21 protein-coding genes and 1 tRNA gene are annotated in these 21,180 nt (G+C 70.3%); 14 read left to right on the top strand and 8 right to left on the bottom strand.

The annotated features are described in order from the left end of the window. Positions 1–423 precede the first annotated feature (423 nt). The 4 genes from N5096_RS01855 to N5096_RS01840 all read right to left on the bottom strand — a co-directional run bounded on the left by N5096_RS01855 (position 424) and on the right by N5096_RS01840 (position 4,773). Positions 424–1,377: a bifunctional methylenetetrahydrofolate dehydrogenase/methenyltetrahydrofolate cyclohydrolase gene (locus N5096_RS01855; RefSeq protein WP_267662641.1), complete on the bottom strand. Its 954-nt coding sequence runs from the start codon at positions 1,375–1,377 to the stop codon at positions 424–426. Positions 1,378–1,482: 105 nt separating this feature from the next. Then, positions 1,483–2,262 (bottom strand): aldo/keto reductase, encoded by a 780-nt coding sequence (locus N5096_RS01850; RefSeq protein WP_267662640.1) that lies wholly within the window; start codon positions 2,260–2,262, stop codon positions 1,483–1,485. A 98-nt stretch (positions 2,263–2,360) separates the two neighbouring features. Then, on the bottom strand, positions 2,361–3,620 hold the full coding sequence (locus tag N5096_RS01845; protein ID WP_267662639.1) for an MFS transporter: 1,260 nt from the start codon (positions 3,618–3,620) through the stop codon (positions 2,361–2,363). A 463-nt stretch (positions 3,621–4,083) separates the two neighbouring features. Beyond that, positions 4,084–4,773, bottom strand: coding sequence for an HAD family hydrolase (locus N5096_RS01840; RefSeq protein ID WP_267662638.1), 690 nt, complete (start codon positions 4,771–4,773; stop codon positions 4,084–4,086). Between the two features lie 364 nt (positions 4,774–5,137). On the opposite strand from N5096_RS01840, the gene N5096_RS01835 reads away from it, so the two are divergent. Continuing rightward, on the top strand, positions 5,138–6,277 hold the full coding sequence (locus N5096_RS01835) for a CBS domain-containing protein (protein WP_267662637.1): 1,140 nt from the start codon (positions 5,138–5,140) through the stop codon (positions 6,275–6,277). Positions 6,278–6,338: 61 nt separating this feature from the next. Here N5096_RS01835 and N5096_RS01830 read toward each other — a convergent pair whose 3' ends face one another. The 3 genes from N5096_RS01830 to N5096_RS01820 all read right to left on the bottom strand — a co-directional run bounded on the left by N5096_RS01830 (position 6,339) and on the right by N5096_RS01820 (position 11,007). Next, the gene (locus N5096_RS01830) at positions 6,339–9,713 is read right to left on the bottom strand and encodes a S8 family serine peptidase (protein ID WP_267662636.1); all 3,375 of its coding nucleotides are present in this window, start codon (positions 9,711–9,713) and stop codon (positions 6,339–6,341) included. A gap of 165 nt (positions 9,714–9,878) precedes the next feature. Further along, the gene (gene radB, locus N5096_RS01825; protein WP_267662635.1) at positions 9,879–10,586 is read right to left on the bottom strand and encodes a DNA repair and recombination protein RadB; all 708 of its coding nucleotides are present in this window, start codon (positions 10,584–10,586) and stop codon (positions 9,879–9,881) included. A 214-nt stretch (positions 10,587–10,800) separates the two neighbouring features. After that, positions 10,801–11,007, bottom strand: coding sequence for a cold-shock protein (locus tag N5096_RS01820; protein WP_004595330.1), 207 nt, complete (start codon positions 11,005–11,007; stop codon positions 10,801–10,803). Positions 11,008–11,215: 208 nt separating this feature from the next. On the opposite strand from N5096_RS01820, the gene N5096_RS01815 reads away from it, so the two are divergent. The 7 genes from N5096_RS01815 (at position 11,216) to N5096_RS01785 (ending at position 16,333) form a co-directional block, all read left to right on the top strand. Beyond that, positions 11,216–11,908 (top strand): SCO family protein, encoded by a 693-nt coding sequence (locus N5096_RS01815; protein WP_267662634.1) that lies wholly within the window; start codon positions 11,216–11,218, stop codon positions 11,906–11,908. Further along, positions 11,905–12,447, top strand: a complete 543-nt coding sequence (locus N5096_RS01810; RefSeq protein ID WP_267662633.1) for a TlpA family protein disulfide reductase — start codon at positions 11,905–11,907, stop codon at positions 12,445–12,447. The genes N5096_RS01815 and N5096_RS01810 overlap by 4 nt, the downstream gene beginning before the upstream one ends. Positions 12,448–12,463: 16 nt before the next feature. Beyond that, the gene (locus N5096_RS01805) at positions 12,464–13,129 is read left to right on the top strand and encodes a cytochrome c biogenesis CcdA family protein (RefSeq protein ID WP_267662632.1); all 666 of its coding nucleotides are present in this window, start codon (positions 12,464–12,466) and stop codon (positions 13,127–13,129) included. Positions 13,130–13,224: 95 nt separating this feature from the next. Then, positions 13,225–13,881 (top strand): AIM24 family protein, encoded by a 657-nt coding sequence (locus N5096_RS01800; protein WP_267662631.1) that lies wholly within the window; start codon positions 13,225–13,227, stop codon positions 13,879–13,881. Positions 13,882–13,894: 13 nt separating this feature from the next. Next, a complete protein-coding gene (locus N5096_RS01795) occupies positions 13,895–14,023 on the top strand; it encodes a hypothetical protein (RefSeq protein ID WP_267662630.1) in 129 nt (42 codons plus the stop codon). Further along, positions 14,020–14,916, top strand: coding sequence for a glycerophosphodiester phosphodiesterase (locus tag N5096_RS01790; protein ID WP_267662629.1), 897 nt, complete (start codon positions 14,020–14,022; stop codon positions 14,914–14,916). The genes N5096_RS01795 and N5096_RS01790 overlap by 4 nt, the downstream gene beginning before the upstream one ends. A 31-nt stretch (positions 14,917–14,947) precedes the next feature. Beyond that, complete coding sequence (locus tag N5096_RS01785; RefSeq protein WP_267662628.1) at positions 14,948–16,333, top strand: NAD(P)/FAD-dependent oxidoreductase; 1,386 nt, start codon at positions 14,948–14,950, stop codon at positions 16,331–16,333. An 18-nt stretch (positions 16,334–16,351) separates the two neighbouring features. Here the strand turns inward: N5096_RS01785 and N5096_RS01780 are convergent, their stop codons facing one another. Further along, positions 16,352–17,488 carry a M24 family metallopeptidase gene (locus tag N5096_RS01780; protein WP_267662627.1) on the bottom strand — a complete coding sequence of 379 codons (1,137 nt, stop codon included), beginning with the start codon at positions 17,486–17,488 and terminating at the stop codon, positions 16,352–16,354. Between the two features lie 206 nt (positions 17,489–17,694). On the opposite strand from N5096_RS01780, the gene N5096_RS01775 reads away from it, so the two are divergent. The 6 genes from N5096_RS01775 to N5096_RS01750 all read left to right on the top strand — a co-directional run bounded on the left by N5096_RS01775 (position 17,695) and on the right by N5096_RS01750 (position 21,151). Then, positions 17,695–17,769 (top strand) — tRNA-Val (locus tag N5096_RS01775). Continuing rightward, a complete protein-coding gene (locus tag N5096_RS01770) occupies positions 17,733–17,945 on the top strand; it encodes a hypothetical protein (protein WP_267662626.1) in 213 nt (70 codons plus the stop codon). Before N5096_RS01775 ends, N5096_RS01770 begins: the two co-directional genes overlap by 37 nt. Positions 17,946–17,955: 10 nt before the next feature. After that, on the top strand, positions 17,956–18,384 hold the full coding sequence (locus N5096_RS01765; RefSeq protein ID WP_267662625.1) for a dCTP deaminase/dUTPase family protein: 429 nt from the start codon (positions 17,956–17,958) through the stop codon (positions 18,382–18,384). Positions 18,385–18,435: 51 nt separating this feature from the next. After that, positions 18,436–19,929 (top strand): carotenoid oxygenase family protein, encoded by a 1,494-nt coding sequence (locus tag N5096_RS01760; protein WP_267662624.1) that lies wholly within the window; start codon positions 18,436–18,438, stop codon positions 19,927–19,929. 121 nt (positions 19,930–20,050) lie between these two features. Beyond that, complete coding sequence (locus N5096_RS01755; protein ID WP_267662623.1) at positions 20,051–20,356, top strand: DUF7999 family protein; 306 nt, start codon at positions 20,051–20,053, stop codon at positions 20,354–20,356. Between the two features lie 75 nt (positions 20,357–20,431). Beyond that, positions 20,432–21,151 carry an SDR family NAD(P)-dependent oxidoreductase gene (locus N5096_RS01750; protein ID WP_267662622.1) on the top strand — a complete coding sequence of 240 codons (720 nt, stop codon included), beginning with the start codon at positions 20,432–20,434 and terminating at the stop codon, positions 21,149–21,151. The last annotated feature ends 29 nt before the right edge of the window (positions 21,152–21,180 follow it).

The following is a 21,180-nucleotide window of genomic DNA, read 5'->3' as shown; positions in this document are numbered from 1 at the left end:
TCGCACGCGCGAGGTCGCCGGCGCTACGCGCCGGCTGCCAGAGGGACCGGAGGTCCCTCGCTGGACGCGGTGAGCGCTCGGAGAGCGCGAACCGCGAGGCTGGGGAGGTGTGAGGTGCGGGGCGGTGCTGTACGGGGTGGGAATCAAAGGGGCAGCCGCGAGGGCGACGCAGGCGACGTAAGCACTGCAGGGAGCGAGCAACGCGAGCGACCGAAGCGCACAGCAAGCGTGCGCCGCCCTCGCGGCTGGGGCTTTGGAGGTGTTCACTGCCAGTCCGCGATCAACTATTTATAAGCGAGCGGCTGAGGCTCTGGACGATCTGGACGCCGATCCGCTGTCAGCCATTTATAACTGGCAGTCCAACGATTTATAAATGGCAACCACGAGAGGACCGATCGAGTTCGCCGTCTGCTCGTCTCGGTCTCACTCCAATTCTACGTCGACGTCGTGCCGGAGGCCGGCCGCCTTGACCGTATTATAAAGGAGCATCGCGCGCGTCATCGGGCCCACGCCGCCGGGGACCGGCGTAATCGCCCCCGCGACCTCCTTCGCCGACTCGTACTCCACGTCGCCGACGAGCTCGTACCCCTTCTCCGTCTCCGCGTCCACGCGATTGATCCCCACGTCGATCACGGCCGCACCCGGCTTCAGCATCGATCCGTCGATGAACTCCGGGATGCCGGCGGCGGCGATCACGATGTCGGCACCGCCGACCCTCGCCTCTAAGTCCTCCGTTCGGGAGTGGCAGACCGTCGTCGTCGCGTTCCCGACCGGGTCTTTCTGGATCAGGAGGTTCGCCATCGGCTTCCCGACGATGTCCGACCGGCCGACCACGACCGCGTCCGCGCCCTCGGTCTCCACGCCGTACGCCGCGAGGAGCTTCTGGACGCCGTGGGGCGTGCAGGGCTTAAACCGAGCGTCGCCGGCGACGAGCCGGCCGACGTTCTCCGGGTGGAAGCCGTCCACGTCCTTCTCGGGGGCGATGCGCCGGAGAACGCTCCGCTTGTCGACGTGGTCGGGGACGGGGAGTTGGACTAAGATTCCGTGGACGTCGTCGCGCTCGTTGAGCTCGTCAATCGTCTCGTACAGCTCCGCGGCCGGGGCGTCGGCGTCGATCTCGACGTGAACGCTCTCGATGCCGACCTCCTCGCAGTCGCGCTGCTTCATCGAGACGTACGTCTCGCTCGCGGGGTCGTCGCTCATCAGCACGGTCGCGAGCCCGGGGGTCACGCCCGCGGCCTCCAGCTCCTCGACGTGCGCGGTCACGTCGGCGCGCACGTCGGCCGCGACGGCCTCGCCGTCGATGATCGTCGTCGCGTCCGCGTCGTCGGCGGCATCGGTGTCGGCGTCGTCTGCGCCGTCCGAACTCTCGGTCATACCCGTCTCGAGGACGAGGCGGTACAAAAGTGACGCGGGATCGTGTCGATCTCGACGAACGCACAGCCGATATTATACACAACCCTGCATAGTCTGCGCCGGGGGCTACTCCGGGAACAGCTCCTCCTCGCGACCGACGGCGTCGATCGCGGCGATCTCCTCCGAACTCAGTTCCAGCTCCGCGGCCGCGAGATTTGCGCGGAGGTGGTCCGCGCTCGACGCCTTCGGGATCGTCACAACCGGCTCCTTCCCGGTCGCCCACGCGATGGCGACCGCCTCGGGCGCGGCGTCGTGCGCCTCCGCGACCGCGACCACGGCGTCGATCTCGCGCACCCGCCCGCCGGCCAGCGGCGAGTAGGCGACAACGGTGTACCCGTGCTCGCGGGCGTGCTCCAGCAGCGCCGGCTTATAAAAGAGCGGGTGAAGCTCGGTCTGGTGGGCCGCGAGCGGCGCGTCGAGGACGTCGATCGCGCGGTCCAACTGCTCGATCTCGAAGTTGGAGACGCCGACGTTCCTGACGAGCCCCCGCTCGACCAGCCGGTCCAGCGCGGGCAGCGTCGCCTCCGGGTCGTAATCGCCCCGCGGGCGGTGGACGTAGAGGAGGTCGAGCCTCTCGACGCCGAGCCGGTCGGCGCTCTCGCGGGCGGCCGGCCCGACTTCGGCCTGTGCGAGGTCGTCGATCCACAGCTTCGTCGCGACGGTCACGTCCTCGCGGCTCGGGCTGTCGCTCGCGGCGAGGCCGGCGGCGAGCCCCTCGCCGACGACGCCCTCGTTGTCGTATATCCGCGCGGTGTCGAGGTGGCGGTAGCCGACCGAGAGCGCCGTAGCAACCGGGTCCGGGTCTTCGATCCCCATCGTGCCGAGACCGACGGGCGGGAGGTCCATGACCGAGCGTCCGGCCGGCCGAGAGTAAAAAGGCCTGTCTCCGCACAGCGGCCATTCTCGCCGTTTCGCCGCCCCGGCCACCCCCGTCGGTTCGCTTCCTATCGCCGAGTCAGCGCGACGGCGAACGCGACGCCCCCGGCCGCCGAGAGCGCCGCGGCCGCGACGAACACGCCGCGCACCCCGAACGCGGGGACGAGCGGGCCGAACAGCACCGGCGATACGAACTGGCCGGTGTATCCCGCCGAGGCGAGGTACGAGCTGTACTGGCCCTGCCTCGCGGCCGGCGCGAGCGCCTCGATCCACGCGAACGACGCGGGGAAGACGAGCCCCTGCCCGAGCCCGAACGCGACGACCGCCGGCACCGCGGTCAGCGCGGAGTCGGCGGCCGCGGCGAACGCGAACGCGACGACCCAGAGCGCGACCGCGGCGCCGACGAGCGCGTGGCGGCCGGTCCGCTCGACGAGCCGGTCGTACAGCGCGGCCGAGGTCCCGCCGGCCGCCCCGTTGGCGGCGAGGTAGAGGCTGATCGACAGCGACGACGTGAGCCCGATCCCCTCCAGCAGCCCCGGGTAGAAGACGACGATGGCGTACAACAGAGCGTTCGCCGCGAAGTACAGCAGGTACACCGAGAGCAGCCCGGGCCGGCGTCGGAGGGCGGCGAGGACGCCGGTGACCCCGTCCGCGCCGTCCTCGTCCCCGTCGTCCGTCGCGTCTGGACCGTCGGCTCCGTGCCCGTCGCTCTCCCCGGCTGCCGACCGCCCCGTCTCGGGGACCGTCGCGGCCGCGACCACCCCCAGCGGGACCGCGATCAGGTACACGCCGAAGGGCGCCTGCCACGAGAGCGTCCCCAGGCCGCCGCCGACGAGCGGCCAGACGACCGCGCCGACGCTGTTCGCGCTGGACCGCAGCCCGAGCGCCCGGCTCATCCGCCGCCCCTCGTAGCAGTCGTAGATCAGCACCGTGACGCCGACGTACACGAACGCGACGCCGATGCCGAGCACGGCGCGCGAGGCGAGTAGCGGGGCGAACGAGTCGACGACGAGGCCGGCACCGCCCCCCGCCCCGTACAACAGGAGCCCCGCGACGAACGGGCGCCGGGGACCGACGCGGTCGATGACCCAGCCGGCGACCGGGCTGACGGCGACGATGAGCGCGCCGTGCGTCGTGATGATGAGGCCCGCGAGCGACTCCGAGACGCCGAGGTTCGACTGGATGGCGGGGACGATTGGCCCGAGGATCGCGCCCGCCATCACGGTCAGCGTCGCCGACGCGAGGATGACCCACAGCGTCGCCCGTCCGGGTCCCGGAGCCGACGATCGCGACCCCGCGTCGGTCGTCGCCCTCGTCTCGTCCGTCATCCGTGGAGCGTTACGGAGAATCAAGGAGAAAGCCCCGTGCTTTAGCGCGGGGATGAATCCGACAGTATTCTACATCAACCACGACCACCGCCCCGGTCGGATGTTTTAACTAATCTATTGTTGTACTACCAGTTAGCCGAGGCGGCCTGCCCGCCCGCTTAATCGGACAATATCGGGATTCCCCGATTCCACACAGAAAGCACCCCTTTTTGCTGTGGAACTCGGAGTGTAGTCAGCAAAAGTATCTCTGAATCCCATGCCGGGATAGGAGTAACGGCTGGTTGGCACAGCCAGTAGCCGCCTTCTAAGGTCGCTACAAACCGTAAACATCCCAACCCAGCGGTGCGGTGCCGTGGGAATCCTCGCGCTTCAGCGCGGGGAGGATGTCAAGGGGTGATCGGTAATACGATTGCGCCGCTCCGTCGATTCGCGGTTCCGTTCGTCCCCCGCCGACGCTGACGGCTCAGACGCGGTCGCCCGAGTCCGGGTTCACGGGCGCCCGCCCGCAGATGCTCACGAGGTCGTGGAGGTCGTCGATCTCGTAGGTCGGCTGGCAGGAGAGCTCCGCGGAGCGGCGGTGCGGGCGCCGGACGAACGCCGAGTCGATGCCGGCGTTGTCGGCGGCGCGCACGTCGGACTCGTTGTCGCCGACGAACAGCGCGGTCTCGGCGCCGAGGTCCTCCAGGGCGCGTTCGAGGTAGTACGGCGAGGGCTTCTTCCGCGAGAGGCTGGCGATCGACGGGTCTCGGCCGTACGCGACCTCGAACCGCCCGGCGAGGTCGAAGAGGTCCAGCACGGCGTCGACGGTCGCCTGCTGGTTCGAGGAGACCACGCCGAGGGGGGCGTCGATAAATCGGAGCGCGTCGACGTCCTCGTACGGCGTCTTCCGCCCCTTCCGGGCCGCGTCGACCTGGGCGGTCGCGGCCATCTCGTCGCGGACGCGCCAGAACTCTGCCGGCTCCAGCCCGTAGCGCTCGCAGATGTCGGTCAGCGTCGCGGGGTCGACGCCGACGGCGACGTCGTCGACGTGGGCCAGGTCGGGGTCCTCGACGCCGAGGCTCACGAACGCGTCCCAGGCGGCCTCGCGGAGCGTGTCGAACGGCGTCCGCCCGACGAGCACCCCGTCTTTGTCGAGAACGACGGCGTCGTACACGAGTCCCCCTCCGTGGGTAGCCGTCAAAAAGCTTTCACCGGCACAACGCGGCTCTGGCCCCTCGTTGCGACTCCCCGTTCCGACCCGGCGGCGGTCTGCGCGGCCTCACGCGCCGAGCGGCCTGCGTACGATATCGACTGTCCGGACGAGCGTCCCGCCGGTCAGGCCGACGCACGGAATCGGGAGCGGAACCGCGACGTGTAGGGGGCCGGTCGTGGTCGGCGCCGTGGGGGGTCTCGCGCCCCCTTTTCGTCGCCCGAACGCAACCGGGATCAGGGGCGTTCGCTGCGACGACGGCGATCCCATCGGCGGAGACGCCTCCCGCACTTTCAATACCCGGCGCGACGAACTCGCAGGCTGGACCATGAATATTGTTGATATCGCGGTGCCGGAGTACGTCGAGGTCGACGTCGATGAGCGACTCGCCAAGGTCCGGTCCATCTTCGAGCGCGAGAATCCGAAGGGGATCGTCGTCACCGAGGACGGCGAGTACGCCGGCGTAGTCGGAGAGAAACAGCTCATGCGCTCGCGCATGGAGGACGACACGAAGGTGTCGGCCGTCATGAAGCCCGCGCCCTCCGTCGACCGCCACGAGGACGTGCGGGAGACGGCCCGCCTCCTCGTCGAGGGCGACGTGAAGATCGCTCCCGTCTACGAGGGCGAGAAGCTCTACGGCATCGTCACGGTCGACCAGATCCTCGAGGCCGTCCTCGACAGCCTCGACGCGATCACCGTCGGGCAGATCGCGACGGAGGACGTCATCGGGATCAACGACAAGGACACCGTCGGCCGCGCGATCAACCTCCTCCGCGAGAACGGGATCTCCCGGCTCCCGGCCCTCGACGAGGACGGCCAGCTGGTCGGCGTCGTCACCACCAACGACATCGTCGAGTTCGTCGTCCGGGACCACGAGCGACAGGGGAGCGGCGACCGGGCCGGCGACATCGACCGGATGCTCGACATCCCCGTCTACGACATCATGTCGAGTCCCGTCGTCACCGCGACCGCCGACGAGACCGCGCAGGGCGTCGTCCAGCGCATGTTCGACAACGACATCTCGGGGCTCGTCGTCACGCCGGACGGGGCCGACACCGTCGCCGGGATGGTGACGAAGACCGACGTCCTCCGCGCGCTCACGTTCACCGAGGAGGACTCGATGGACGTCCAGATCACCAACGTCGACCTGCTGGACACCACCTCGCGGGAGCACATCATCGAGTCCATCGAACAGGTCGTGAACAAGTACGCGGACATGCGCGTCATCCACGCGCACGTCCGCCTCCACGCACACAAGGAGAAGCTCCGCGGCACGCCCCTGATCCAGTGTCAGATCCGCCTCCGAACCAACGAGGGTCAGGTCGGCGGCTCCGGCGAGGGGTACGGCGCCGAACACGCCTTCCACGTCGCGCTCGACAAGCTGGAGCGCAACGTCTTAGAGATCAAAGGCGTCAACGCGGACGAGGAGTACCGCGGCCAGCTGCTCCGCAAGCTCGGCCAGCTGTGAGCCGGTAGGACGACGCTCGGCGGTTCGGATCGCTTTTTATATTTAACTCGTCGGCCCGGTCTCAGCCGGTTCCTCCGCGCAGCCGCGCGACCAGCGCCGCTGACAGCAACGCGGCGACGCCCGCGATCACCCCGAAGCCCGGCGCCTCGTCGTCGGAGGTGTCGTCGTCGGGCGCAGCCGTGTCGCCGTTTTCGTCTGCTTCGACGCCGTCGGATCCGCTCACACCGTCGCTCTCGTCAGACCCGTCCGCGTCGTCAGCCGTCGGCTCGTCGTCGACTGGCTCTCCCTCGTCGGTCGGCTCCGCCGTCCCGTTCGCGATGTCGTCCGTCTCGTTGGTCGGTTCCGTCGTCTCGTTGGTCGGTTCCGTCGTCTCGTTCGTGGGGTCGTCCGTCTCGTTGGTCGGTTCCGTCGTCTCCGCTTCGCCGTCTGAGACGGTGGAGCCGCCGCCCCCAGTTCCTCCGCCGCCTCCGGCTCCCCCGCCGCCGCCACTGCCCCCGTCGTCCGTGTTCTCATCATCGTTATCTCCGCCACTGACCGCGTCGAACGAACGCGTTTGAGCGTCGTCGCCGCTCTCGATCGAGGCGGTGAACTCGTGCTTCTCGGTCGACGCGCCGTCCCCGAGCGAGACCATCACAGTCGCCGATCGAGTCGCACCGACCGCGACGCCCGAGAACGACTGCGACGCCGGGTCGACCGTTCCGCTCGGCGAGACGGCTGCGATCGCGGTGACGGTCCCGGCCGCTCTGCCGTCGTTGCGGACCTCGATCGTGAACTCGCCGCTCGACCCCTGTTCGATCTCGTTCGGCCCGGAGATCGAGGCAACCGCGAACACCGCCGTCGGGGTCAGCGGGACGTCCGCCTCGCGCGACTCGTTCGCCGCGAGGTCGAGCGTCCGCGACGACTCGTTGTAGCCGGCCGCCGAGACTGCCAGCGTCCGATCGCCGCGATCGACCGTGACCGAGTAGTTCCCATCGGTTCCGGTGTCGGTCGAGGCCGATCCGGCGGTCACCGTCGCGCCGGCGACCGGGTCGCCGCTGCTCTCGTTCGTCACCGTTCCGGAGAGCGTCGCCGCTTTCGGATCGAGTACGAGTTCCGGATCCGTAGTCGCGTTCGGATCGACCGTCAGGCCGGCTCGCGCGTCTGGGAGGAAGTCAGGCGCCTCCGCGGTGACGTCGTACGACCCGGGTCGGAGATCGATCGCGTACGACCCGTCATCCGCCGCGTCGACAGCGGCGACGGTCGCGTTCGTCTCGTTCGTGACAGTCACCGTCGCGTTCGACGGGCGGCCGAGGTCGTCGCTCGCGTTCACGAACCCGGCGAGCGTCCCGTTTCGGAGCGTCAGCGAGAAGTTCGCGGTGGCGGCGTCGCCGGAACCGTTCAGATCGACCGTCTCGTTGGCGGGCGCGTACGTCGCGTTGCTCGCGGTGGCGGTGAGACTGGTCGCCGGGACGTCGACGTCGTAGCTTCCGCTCTCGCCGGTCGTCGTCTCTGCGACCGTCTCGGTGCCGTTTCGGACAACCACGTCGACGGCGGAGAGGGTCGCGTTCGTCTCCGCGTCGGTGACGGTGCCGTTCACCGTGCCGACCGCGTCGGCGACTCGGGCCGTCGCGTTAACCGTCCCCTCGGGCGTGGCGAGCGCGACTGCCGTCTCGCCGGTTCCGAAGTCGCTCGGAACGGTCCCGTCGAGCGCGACGGTCGTGGCGTTATCGACGCCGAGTGAGACGTTCGTCGCGGCCAGTTCGCGTACGTCGCTCTCGTTCGCCGGATCTGTCAGTCGGAGTTCGACGGTGCGGTTCTCGCCGGGTATCCGCCCCGCGTTCGTCACGGTTGCCGTGGCGTCGATCGTCCCGTTCCGCTCGACGATCGGGGGCGAGCCGAGATCGGACACGTCGTAGGACGGCTCCGTCGACGAGACGGCCGCGTAGGCGTCGACGATCCCGGTTCCGTACCGGGTGTCGGCGGTAGAATTGTTCTTCGGGTGGTTCGCGGTACTCCTGATCGCGTCGTAGAGCTCATCGTCGGAGACGTTCCGCGACGTCGACGAGAGCACCAGCGCCGCCACGCCGGAGACGTGGGGCGCGGCCATGGAGGTTCCGTCCTTCAATCCGTATCCGCCGCCCGATAGTGAGGAGTTGACGTCTACGCCCGGCGCCGACGCGTCGGGAACGACGTACTCCGCCGGCCACTCCGCCGTCCCGTTCGTGTCGTTCCAGTCCGCGCTCGTGTTCAGCGTCTCGCCCCCGGAGAAAGAGGCGACGTCGCGGTTGGCGTCGACGGCACCCACGGCGAACGAATCGTACACGTTCCCGGGCGAGCTCGACGCCCCGCTCCCGCTGTTTCCGGCCGAGGCGACCACGACCTTCCCGGTACTCCGAGCGTTCTGGACCGGCTCGATGAATCCGCTCTCGTACCCCTGAGCGCCGAGGCTCATCTGAAGCACGTCCGCGCTCGTGTTGTCCGTTGCGTACTCCATTCCCGCGACGACCTGCGCGAAGCTGCCGGTCCCGTCGTCGCCCAACACCTTCACGCCGTACAGGTCCGCCTCCGGGGCGACACCGATCGCCGTCCCGCTCGCGTTCCCGCCGGCGACGGTCCCCGCGACGTGGGTGCCGTGGCCGTTGACGTCAGACGCATCTGAGACATCGTCACTCACCAGGTTTCCCTCCGCATCGTACTCCGCCCACCCGCTCACGGTGAGGTCCGGATGATTCGGATCGATCCCGGTGTCCAGTACCGCGACCGTCGCGCCCGCGCCCCTCGTGTCGAACTCCTCCCAGACTTCGGGCGCCCGGACCATCTCGACGCCGTATGTCGCGTTCGCCGACGTCGAGCTCGCCGAGACGGCCCCGGCTGTGGGACCGGCGACAGGACTGGGAGCGCCGACCGCAGTTTCACTGTCGCCGCCTCCGCCGCCAGCTCCCGCCGCTGAGTCGAGTTCGACCCGGAAGTTCTCGTGGACGCGTTCGACGCCGCGCACGTCGAGGAGGCGTTCGACCGCGACGCTCTCGGTGTCGACCGTGACGAGCATCGCGTTCGCGAGCCAGAAGCTCCGCTCGACCGTGACGCCGGGCTTCCGCTCTGCGAAGCGCTCGAAGTCGCCCTGCGCGCTCTCGGCGCTCGACTTGAGGTCGGCAGTCGACATTCCTTCCCCGTTGCTGGCGGCCCGTGGTCCGAACTCGGCGTCGCCCTCGAAGCGCACGACGACCTCGACGGTGCCGGTCGCCGATCGCAGCCCGGTACCGACGGCGTCGGGCGCCCCGGAACCGCTGGCCGTCGCGACCGCGTCGGACGGCTGTGACGAGACGGCGTCGCCCTCACCGGGTCCCGCGCCGCCGAGACCGCCGGCCATCACCGCCGGGGCAACCCCCGAAACGAGGACGCACGCAACTACGAGCAGGACGGTCGCTCGTCCGAGCCGACTCGCCCGATCGCTCATTACGTGTTAGGTCGGAAGAAGGGGCTTAACTCTCCCGCTCGAGGTGACCCTCGAAACGGGGGCCGACAACGGCCAGCAGCGGGGCGGTCGCTCGTCCGAGTCGACGCGCTCGGTCGTTCGTCGGGCTCCGGAGAAAGCGATGAACGCTCCGGCACAACGCGGAGACTACGCGTCTCCGCCCTCCGCCAGCCCGTCGGCGACGATCCGGAAGGTGGCGGAGTCGCCGGCGGGCTTCGAACGGTGTTTCTCCAGCGTGGCTCGCCGGTTCCCGCCACGGAAGCGGTCGACGCGGACGATTGCGCCGGTCCAGTGATTCAGCGTGTTGCCCCCGAGCGCGCGGTCGCGGTCGGAGTCGGGGTCGGTGAACACCTGGTTCGTGATCACGACGGCCAGATCGTGGCGGCGGGCCAACGAGAGGAGATGCGTCACCTGCTTGGCGACCTTCCGGAGCGACTCGCCGCCCTCGGTGTCGCCCGCGCGCTCAAGTCGGTAGAAGCCCGTCGCGGAGTCCAACACGATCAGATCGACCTCCGCGGCGAGCTCCTCGGCGTCGCGGACCGCCTCCCGCTGGTCGTCGAAGTCGTACGCCTCGGAGATCACCAGCCGCGACGCGATCTCCTCGACCGTGTCGTCGACGTCGGGGTCGTCAGCGCGTCCCGCGGCCAGCTGCTCGAACCGGTCGATGGAGAGCCCCTCAGTGTCAATGTAGAGGGCCCGGTCGCCCCCGCCGGCGACCTCGACGGCCGCGGCCAGCGCGAGGTTCGTCTTCCCGGCTGCGGGCGGGCCGTACACCTGCGTGACGACTCCGCGCTCGAATCCGCCGCCCAACAGGTCGTCGACCGGCCGACAGCCGGTCGGGATCGGATCGCTCACTATCTGACGCCTTGCCCGCGCCCGTATTTAAATGGTCGATCGCGGCGGATCGCGGCCGACGGCCGGCAGTCGCCCGCCAGCGAGTGTCGGTGCGTGACCGAGCGCGTCGCTCGTCGGGGTGGAATAAGCGTGAAAGAACGGAACGGTCGCCGGTCCGGCCGACCGGCGACGAAGTCCGGTAATGCGTGCGGACGCGGCGTCCGCGGTAGAATCGTTAGTTGCGGACGAGGTTCGTCGCGCGGGGTCCCTTGGGGGACGACTCGATGTCGAATTCGACCTCTTGGCCCTCCTCGAGGTCCGGGCCGCCGACGTCTTCCATGTGGAAGAACACGTCCTCGTCGTCGTCGAGATCGCCGTCGTCAGTCGAAATGAAACCGTAGCCGCCAGTGTCGTTGAAGAAGTCAACCTTACCGTTTGCCATTGCAGCCAAACAGACGGGCGTTCCGGGGATAACGCTTGCGAGGGTCGTGGTACCATGACCGTTCCGGCGTCGATCGGGTTCGATTCCGGCGGATTCACGTCGGGATCGCTCCCAACGACGGCGGTCCGGTGCTCGTGCGCCCGTCGCCACGCGATGCGACCAGTCGCGAGGTTCATTTACGAGCGCCCACGTAGATCCGAACAGAACTATGGACCGTCGCACCTACCTGCGGTCGCTCGCGGCCGGGACCGGCGTCGGCGCGGCCGTCGGCACCGCCGGCTGTCTCGGCGTCCTCGGCGACTCGGGGGCCGAGGGCGCGGTGCTCGGACCGCCGGAGCAGGACCTCAGCGAGGCCGTCCACCCGAGCTACGGCGACGAGATGCCCGAGTTCACCGTCCCGGATCCGATCACGGGCGAGGAGGTGTCGACCGGACAGTTCGAGGGAGACCGCGCGTTCCTCTGGACCTCCTTCTACACGAACTGCCCCAAGGGCGTCTGTCCGGCGCTGATCCTCCGGCTTCGGCGCGCGCAGGAGTACGCCGCCGAGCAGGGATACGGCGACCGGGCTGCGTTCCTCCCGCTCACGTTCGATCCCCAGCGCGACACCGCCGAGGCTCTCCGCGAGTACGCCGGTCAGCAGGGCGTCGACCTCGACGCGGGCAACTGGCACTTCCTCCGCCCTGAGAGCTACGAGGCGGGCAAGGAACTGATGATGGACAACTTCGGGCTGAAGATCGAGAAGACTGACCCCGACCAGTACGAGACGGAGTACACGTTCCCGCACTACGGTCTCATTCTGCTCGTCAACGAGCAGGGGATCGTCGAACGGGCGTACCCCGGCGGAACGAACACGGACATCGAGGCGCTCGTGGACGACTTCGATCGGGTGATCACCGCGTGAGGCGCCGCCACCTCCTCGCCGGGATCGCCAGCGTCGGGGCTCTCGGAGGCGCCGGCGCCGTCGCGACGGGGAACGTCCCCGCCGCGCCCGGCGGCGACGCCCCCGAGCCGGTCGACCCGGTGACGCTCGACACGGTCGACGCGCCGGGGAGCCGCGACGGCGAGGTGACGCTCCCGGCCCTCGACCGCCCGACGTTCATCGACTTCTTCGCGACGTGGTGTAAGCCCTGCATCGAGCAGATGCCCGACCTCGTCGAGGCGCACGACCGGCTCGGTGACGAGGTGCTGTTCGTCTCGGTCACGCCAGAGGACGTCGGCGGCGCGGTCAGCGAGGAGACGGTCGCCGACTGGTGGACCGAGCACGACGGCGACTGGCTCGTCGCCGCGGACGTGACCGCCGAGCTCGCGGCTCGGCTCAACGTCGGCGGCTACCCGAGCGCGCGCGCCGTCGACGCGACGGGACGCGTCCGGTGGGCGACGTCCGGGACCCACACGACGGAAGAGTTCGTGGAGGGAATCGAGACGGCGCTCGACCGATGACGGGAGGGATCGACCGATGACCGACGTCTCGCTCGCGACCAACGTCCCGTTCGCCCTGACCGCGGGAGTCGCGACGTTCTTCTCGCCGTGCGCGTACCCGCTGCTGCCGGGGTACGTCGGCTTCTACGTGAACTCCGTCGACGCCGACGAGGCCTCGGTGGCCGGAGCGGGGGTGCGCGGCCTCGCGGCCGCGCTCGGCGTGTTAGCCACGTTCGCGGCGCTCGCGGGCGCGACGGTCAGGGTCGGGCAGTCGACGCTGTCGGGCATCGCCGTCTTCGAGACGCTCGTCGGCGGGCTGCTCGTCGCCTTCGGGCTGCTCGTCCTCGTCGGGCGGGCGCCCTCGTTCTCGGTCTCGCTCCCGAAGCGGCGGTCGAGCGTCTTGGGGTTCGGAGTGTTCGGTGCGGGGTACGCGCTCGCCGGCGCGGGCTGCGTCGCCCCCATCTTCCTCGCCATCGTCGCGCGCGCTATCGCGCTCCCGGGCGACGCCGCCCTCGTCCTCATCGCTGTCTACGGGTGTACTGTCGCGATCCTGATGGCCGCGACGACCGTGGCGACTGGCGTGGGGCTCATCGGCAACGCGAACCGCGTGATGGCCCACGCTGGGACCCTGAAGCGGGTCGCCGGCGCGGTGATGGTTGCCGCCGGCGTCGGCCAGCTGTACCTCTCGCTCGTGGTCTACTGAACGCTCGACGAGAAACGGCGGCCACGGACCCTACATTCATATTCGATGGCGCGGAATCGGGCCGTAGCCGAACCGACGCGTTCGGTCCCCGCAATATGAATCTCGATCAGTTCACCACCGAGAACGCGCCGACGGAGAGCGCGGAACCGTTCCAGCGAGAGAACAGCTACACCCTCGACGTCGAGGTCGACGGCACCGTGATGGCGAAGGCCGGGTCGATGGTCGCGTACACCGGCGACGTCTCGTTCACCGGGAAGGCGTCCGCGGAGGGCGGGATCACGGGCTTCCTCAAGGAGGCGGCCACCGGCGAAGGGACCCCGATCATGGCCGTCGAAGGGCGAGGCCACGTCTACTTCGCCGACGGCGGCAAGAAGGTGCAGGTCGTCGAGCTCGACGCCGGCGAGTCGATCACGGTCAACGGCGAGGACGTGCTCGCCTTCGAGGAGGCGCTCTCCTACGAGATCAGCACGATCGACAGCCTCGCCGGCTCGTTCGCCGGCGGCTTCAGCAACGTCTACCTCGAGGGGCCGGGCTACGTCGCGCTCACCACCCACGGCGACCCGATCGCCTTGGAGCCGCCCGTGTCAACGGACCCGAGCGCGACAGTCGCCTGGGGCGGTACCTCCCCGAGCGTCGAGGTCAATCGCAGCCTCTCGGACATGATCGGCCAGGAGTCCGGGGAGCGGTACCAGATGCGCTTCGACGGCCCCGACGGCTTCGTCGTCGTGCAGCCGTACGAGGAGCACGTCTGACGGCGGTTCGACGATGGCCGAGGAAACCGACGATCGGGCCCGTGACGACGGCGAGGAGTCGACCGGCCCGCTCGAGCGGGCCAAGTCCGCCGTCACCGAGGCGGTCGGCGTCGTCGTCGACGCCGCGCTCGACGCGATATGACGGGCCTCGGCGACCCCGATCCGACCCTGATCGCCCACCGCGGGTTCGCCGGCGAGAACCCCGAGAACACCGTGCTGGCGGTCGAGCGGGCCGCCGGAGCCGCGGGAGCGGAGGACCCCGGCGGCTCGGACGACTCTGGCGGGCGACGGGCCGACTGGGTCGAGATCGACGTCATGCCCACCGCCGACGGCGACGTCGTCGTTATTCACGACTCGCAGCTCTCCGGCCGCGACGACGGCGGGCTCACGGACGCGACGGGCGTCGTCTGGGAGACCGACACCGCGACCGTCACCGGCGCCGAGGTGCTCGACAGCGGGGAGACCGTCCCGCTCCTCGCCGACGCGCTCGGCGCGGTCCCCTCGGACGTCGGCGTGAACGTCGAGCTCAAGAACCCCGGCCGGCGGCACCTCCACCCCGACGAGAAGCTCGCGGGCGACGCGCTCGCGGCCAGGACCGCCGTCTGGCGGCCGTTCGTCGAGAGCGTGCTCGACGTCGCCGAGGGGTGCGAGAACGACCTCCTGTTCTCGTCGTTCTGCGAGGGAGCGCTCGCGGCGGTCCGAGAGCTGTCGTCGCTGCCGGTCGCCCCGCTGTTCGCCGAGTCGATCGCGGACGGGCTCGCGATCGCCCGCGAGCACGACGCGACCGCGGTTCACCCCCCGATCGACGCGGTCCGGGGCACGCCGCTGTTCGACGCCGAGCGGTTCGGCGGCGCCGCGGCGGCCGGCGAGACCGACCTCGTCGCGGCCGCGCACGACGAGGGCCGCGCGGTGAACGTCTGGACAGTCGAGACGCGGTATCAGGCCGACCGGCTCGCGGCGGCGGGCGTCGACGGCGTCATCGCGGACCACTCCGCGCTGCTACGCGGCGGAGAGCCGCCCGGTCCCGGACCGTGAATTTAATAGCCGGACGGCGACCTCACGGGATATGGAACGCGTAGACGTCGCAATCGTGGGTGGCGGTCCGGCCGGCGCCTCCGCAGCGCACGCGGCCGCGACCCGCGGCGCCGACGCCCTCGTCCTCGAGAAAGGAGTGCCGCGAGCCGACCGCGACCGGCTCGGTCCCGACTCGACGGACGCGGCCGGGATCTTGGACTACTGGGTCGACATCATGGGGATCCACCCCGACGAGTTCGACGACGGCGTCGTCCAGCGGGAGCTGACCCGAGCGGAGTTCCGCGGTCCCGACGAGGCGGCGACGCTCACCGCCACGGGCATCGACTCCTCGTACGACACGTTCGGCTACACCTTCCAGCGCGCCCGCTTCGACGACTGGCTCCGTGACCGCGCGGAGGACGCCGGGGCGGAGTACCGGACCGGCGTGTCCGTCCGCGGCGTCGACACCGACCTCTCCGTCGACCCGAGCGACGGCGCCCCCCGGCACACGCTCGAACTCGCCGGCGGGGAGCCGGTCGGGGCCGACTTCGTCGTGCTCGCGGACGGTCCCCAGCGCACCGTGACCAACCGCGTGCTTGACGAGTACCTCCCCGCAGACGCGGCCGCCTCAGAGCGGCTCGCCTCTCGGACGGCGAACCACATCGCGTACCAGGAGTACCGTCGCGTGCCCGAAGCGGTGTACGAGGCGGTGAACGACGCGCTCGTCTTCTGGTGGGGCGTGATGCCCGGCGAGACCGCGTACCCGTGGATATTCCCGAACGACGACCGCGTCTGCCGGGTCGGGCTGACGATGCCGATCGGGCTCGACATCGACGAGTTCGACCGCGACGCGTACGCCCTGCTCGACCCGGACGACGAGTCGATCCCGCAGGGCGGCGAGTACATTCGTCGCCTCTTGGAGTGGCAGTACGGCGACGAGTACGACGTCGAGGCGGACTTCCCGATCGTTGAGGACGCGGGCAAGCGGGACGGGACGGAGACGTACCCCATCTCCTCGACGCGCCCGATCGACTCGCCGACGGAAGCCGGGGTCGCGGTCGTCGGCGGGGCGATGGGGACGACCTCCGCCTTCCACGAGGGCGGCGACCACGTCGCGGTCCGCACCGGCGCCATCGCCGGCGAGCTGGCCGCCGCGGGCGACATGGCCGCCTACAACCGTCGCTGGAAGGAGGCGATCGGCGACGAGGCCGTCCGCAACGTGACGATGGCCGACATGGTCGCCGACTATGGGCCGGACGACTGGAACCGGATCATCGGCGCCGCCGACGGCATGCTGGCGGCCGGGGGTGACGGGCTGCTCTCGCAGCCGTACCGCTCCGGGTGGGAGTCGGCGAAGCTGCTGCTCGGCTACAAGTGGAACAAGCGGCGCGTCAAGCGGGACTACGTCGGCATCGACGAGAGCGAGTACGTGTACTGATCGGCCTCACGCCGTCGACTACCGGATGACCGGCGCCGACAGCTCTCGCGGCTCAGTCGAGATCCCGTCGACGTCGACCGGCTCGACCTCGTGGGTCGGCCACTGGCCCGTCTTCGTCAGCGTCTCGGTGAAGTCGGGGGCGACGAGGTGCGTGTCCTCGCTTTTCGTCCCCCGCACGGTCGGATTCCACGCGTAGCCCATCGGCCGCCGGACCGGCTCGTCGCTCCCGGGCGCCGCGAACCACTCGCGGCCCGCGAACCCGGCGGCCCCGCCCTGGTGGTGGTTCTCCCACTCGTCGGCGAAGCCGACCGCGGCGTACGCCTCGCGGATCGCCTCGAAGACGTCGCCGGCGGTGTCGGGGGCGGCGTCCGCGCCGTCGACCTCGCCCGTCAGCTCGCCAGCGGCCGCGGCTTCGGTCGCCGCGAGCGCGGTCGCCTCGACGCGGGCCGCGGCGCGGTGACGCTCCTCCAGCCAGTCGGGCGCGTCGAAGGCGACGGTCCGCGTCAGGGAGGCGTAGAGCCCCGCGCGCTCGGCCGTGACGGAGACAAGCGCGTAGTCGCCGAGGGTCGCGTCGCTCGGGGTGTAGTGGCGGAACCGCTGCGCGCGCTCCGCGCCCCCGACGAGCACAACGGGGGTGTCGACGTCGCGCGAGGCGAGCGAGATGTCGATCCCGGCGGCGACCTCGTACTCGGGGTCCTCGGGCTCGAGGTTGCGGCAGACGGTCTCGACCGCCGCCGCGGCCTCCCGGCCGAGCTCGCGGTAGCGCTCGACGTCGTCGTCGGTGAGGGGCTGGCGAAGCCGACTCGCGTCGGCGCGCTCGAAGCCCGGCACGTCGAAGTCGGCGGCGGCCGGGGCGGGGGAGCGCTCCGCGACGGCGTCGGCCAGCGAGTGGGCGTGCCACGGAAAGGACTCGACGGCGGCCGCGTCGGGGAGCTCCTCGTCCGCGAGTCGCTCCGCCTCGACGTTGTCCGTGATCGCGCGGAGCGCGCCGTCGTAGCCGGCCGCGGCGACGCCGACGTCGGCGTCGTCGTCGACGGCGTTGTCGCCGCCGGTGAGCCACGCGAACCCGTTCGGCTTGGCGAACCAGACCGCTTCGAGCCCGCGCTCGTCGAGGTACGCGTCGAGCCTGTCGGTGCGGGCGGCGAGGTCGACCATACCAACCGACTCTCCCCGATCCAGTAAAAGCGGTCGAAAGCCGACCGCGGCGAGCACGTCGCGACCGGAGGGAGCCCGCCACGCGGCGCGTCATCCCCGTGCGAGCCCGGCGGGCAATCGCGGGACCGCACCGCGCCGTCGCCGGTCGAAACGAAAGGTTCAATTACATCCCCCGGATACGACGAGACGCGTCAGTAAGCCCCCTCGGGTTGGTAGTCTAGTCCGGTTATGACACCTCCTTGACATGGAGGAGGCCGGCGGTTCAAATCCGCCCCAACCCATTTTCTCGACTTCTCCGGCCTTCAAGCGGTCGGCGTTCGCGATCGCGGTGCTTGCGGTGCTCGCGGCCGCGCCCGAGTACGTCGTCGACGCGCTGTACGTGTGGCAGGCCGGCGCCGGTCGGCCGGCTCGGAGCGCCGACCGTCGGCACGGGCTTTTAGGTCGCTCCGGCCGGTAGCGGTCCGCGAATGTCTCCGTACTCGACCCACATCGACGGACTCGTCCACGAACCGACGCAGAGCGAGGGGAGCAGCGTCGACCTGACGGTCGCCGAGGTCTACGAGGTGACCGGTCCGGGGCGCGTCGACTTCGGCGGGGGCGAGCTCGAGGCCGCCGCCACCGAGCCGCACGAGCGCGAGAAGCGGTCCCCGGACGACGAGTACGAGTGGTGGTCGCTCGACCCGGGGACGTACCTCGTCGACTACAACGAGTCGATCGCCGAGGCCGACCTGCGGTTCACCGTCCAGACGCGGGACGCCCTGCTGGAGCGGGGTGCCTTTCACCCCACACTCCGCGTCACGGCGCTCCCGCGGGTTCCGTTGTCGGTCGGCGGCGCCGGGATCCGGCTCAAGGAGAACGCCCGGATCTCGACCGTCGTCGACGCCGATCCGGCGTGAGTCGTCCGGGTCGCCGTCAGACCTTAGCCCGCCGCGTCCCCAAAAGATGCCATGGATTCGCACATCGGGTTCCACTCGATCCGCGAGGAGACCGCCGCGTCGATCTCGGTCGAGGGGGGCCTACCCCCGTGGCTCCGCGGGAGCCTGGTCCGGAACGGCCCCGGGGCGTTCTCGTTCCCGGACGGGAGCGACGTGGACCACTGGTTCGACGGGCTGGCGATGCTGTACCGGTTCACCTTCGATCCGGGGGACGGCGGCGGGAGGGCAGCGGGCGGCGACGGCGACGCCGTCCACTACCGCAACCGGTTCCTGCGGACCGACGCGTACGAGGCGGCGACGAGCGGCGAGTTCGAGGGCGGGTTCGCGACCGGCGAGACGACGCTCCGCTCGCGGCTGTCGACGTTCCTCGCCGAGCCGTACGACAACGCGAACATCGTCGCCGAGCGGATCGGTGACGCGTACGTGGCGCTGACCGAGTCGCCGCGCGGCGTCGAGTTCGACCCGAGCACGCTCACGACGACGGGTCACGTCGACCGCGACGGCGACGCGCCCAGCGGCCAGCTCTCCTGTGCCCACTTCAAGCGCGACCCGGCGACCGGCGCGCTCGTCACCGTCGACACCGATTTCGGGCGCACCAGTCGGTATCACGTCACCGCGTGGACCCCTGACGGGGACCGGCGCCACGTCGGCAGCGTCGAGACCGACCGGCCGGCGTATATGCACAGCTTCGCGCTCACGCCGCGGTACGTCGTGCTGACGGAGTTCCCGCTCCGGCTCGACCCGCGCCGGTTCCTGAAGCCGGGGCGACAGCCCCCGTTCATCGAGCAGTTCGAGTGGGAGCCGGAGCGCGGGACCCGGGTCGTCGTGGTGGACCGGACGACGGGCGACGTGGTCGCGGAGCCGACCGCGGACCCCCTCTTCGGTTTCCACCACGTCAACGCCTTCGAGCGGGGCGGCGGGACTGAGATCGTCTTCGACTTGGAGACGATCCCGGACGCGACCGCGATCGACTCGCTCTACTTGGAGAACGTCCGCGCCGGGGAGATGGGCACCATGGTCGGCCGGATCGAGCGGTTCACCGTCGACCTCGGGGCTCCCGGCGGCGCGAGCAGATACGCCCCCGGCGACGCGTCGGTGTCGCGTGAGACGCTGTCCGACGCCGGCAGCGCGCTACCGACCGCGTCGCCCGCGCGGTGGTGTCGCGAACACCGATACGTCTACGCGATGGGCATGGACACGCCGGTGACCGAGTGGGCGCGGCGGGTCGTGAAACTGGACGCGGAGACGGGGACGACGGAGACCTTCGACGAGGGCGGCGACTACTTCGGCGAGCCGATATTCGTCCCGGCGCCCGACGGCGAGCGCGAGGACGACGGCGTCGTGCTCACGGTCGCGCTCGACGTCGACGCCGACCGCTCGCGCCTGCTCGTCCTCGACGGCGAGACGCTCGCGGAGCGCGCCCGAGCGACGCTGCCGCACGCGCTCCCGTTCGACTTCCACGGCCGGTACTTCCCGGAGCTCCGGGCGGCCGCGGCGAGCGAGTGAACTCGGTCCGGGCAGTCGCGGCCGCGTCTGACCTCGGCCTCGGTAGCGCTCAATAGCCCTCCGTCGCCGTACAGCGGCCTCATAGTTCGTTTTATTCCAGCGTTACGCGTACGTGTCGGCGATGGGGGCCACAGACGAGATTCGGCGACGGTGCACGCTCGCGGCGGAACCGAATCGCGACGGAGCGGTGTTGCTGTACGGCGCCGACGGCCGGACATACCAGGTCGTCGACGCGAGCGAGACGGCCCGCGAGCGGCTCGGGGAACTCGGCCGCGGTGACACCGTCACGGCCGTCCTCGAACCGGTCCGGTGTCGCGGCGACGGGTGGCAGATCGTCAGGCTCGACGGGGCGACGTCCCGCGGCCACCCGCTCGAACGGGTGGCCCCGCCCTCGACGGAGCGACCCGTCGACGGGCGGGAGCCCTGAAGCCGACGCGGCCCTGAGCGACGCCACTTCCTCCGCCAAACACACAGTTTTCACCCGGCGGTTCGTAACGCGGGTATGACTCGCACGGCAGTCGTCGCCGGCGTCGGCCCGGGGCTCGGGGAGTCGCTCGCGCGGAAACTCGCGGCGGAGGGGTGTCGGGTGGCCCTGTTCGCCCGCTCGACTGACTACATCGAAGAGCTCGCCGCCGACCTCCCCGACCCTGGGGAGGGGTTGGCGGTCACGACGGACCTGACCGACGCAGAGGCGATCCGAGACGGCTTCGAGGCGGTGCGAGAGGCGTTCGGGCCGGTCGACGTCCTCGTCAACCACGCGAGCGCCGCGTCGTGGACCGGGCTGATGGACACGGACGTCGAGGCGTTCGAGGAGGCGTGGGCCGTCAACGGCCGCGGCGCGTTCGTCTGCTCGCAGGAAGCGGTCGGCGACATGCTTGGGACCGGCGGCGGCACGGTGATCTTCACCGGCGCGACCTCGGCGGTGCGGAGCCGCGGCGGCGCCGTCGGGTTCACGGCCGCGAAGTTCGCCGCCCGGGGGATGGCGATGGACATCGCACAGGAGTTCGGTCCCGAGGGCGTCCACGTCGCGCACGTCGTGATCGACGGCCAGATCGACTCGCCCGGCGCCCGCGAGCGCGACCCGGATCGCGAGGGGGAGACGCTCCTCGATCCCGACGAGCTCGCCGAGACCTACTGGCACCTCGTGGAGCGCGACGACGTCGGTACGCAGCCGTTTGAGGTCCACGTCACGAACGGCCCGAACCCCTCCGAGTTTATCTGAGACCGAGGACCGACGGTTCAGGGGGTTTA

The sequence above is a fragment of the Halorubrum yunnanense genome (genome assembly GCF_026586675.1).
Lineage (GTDB): Archaea > Halobacteriota > Halobacteria > Halobacteriales > Haloferacaceae > Halorubrum > Halorubrum yunnanense.
This window is presented reverse-complemented; position numbering and strand designations above follow the sequence as displayed.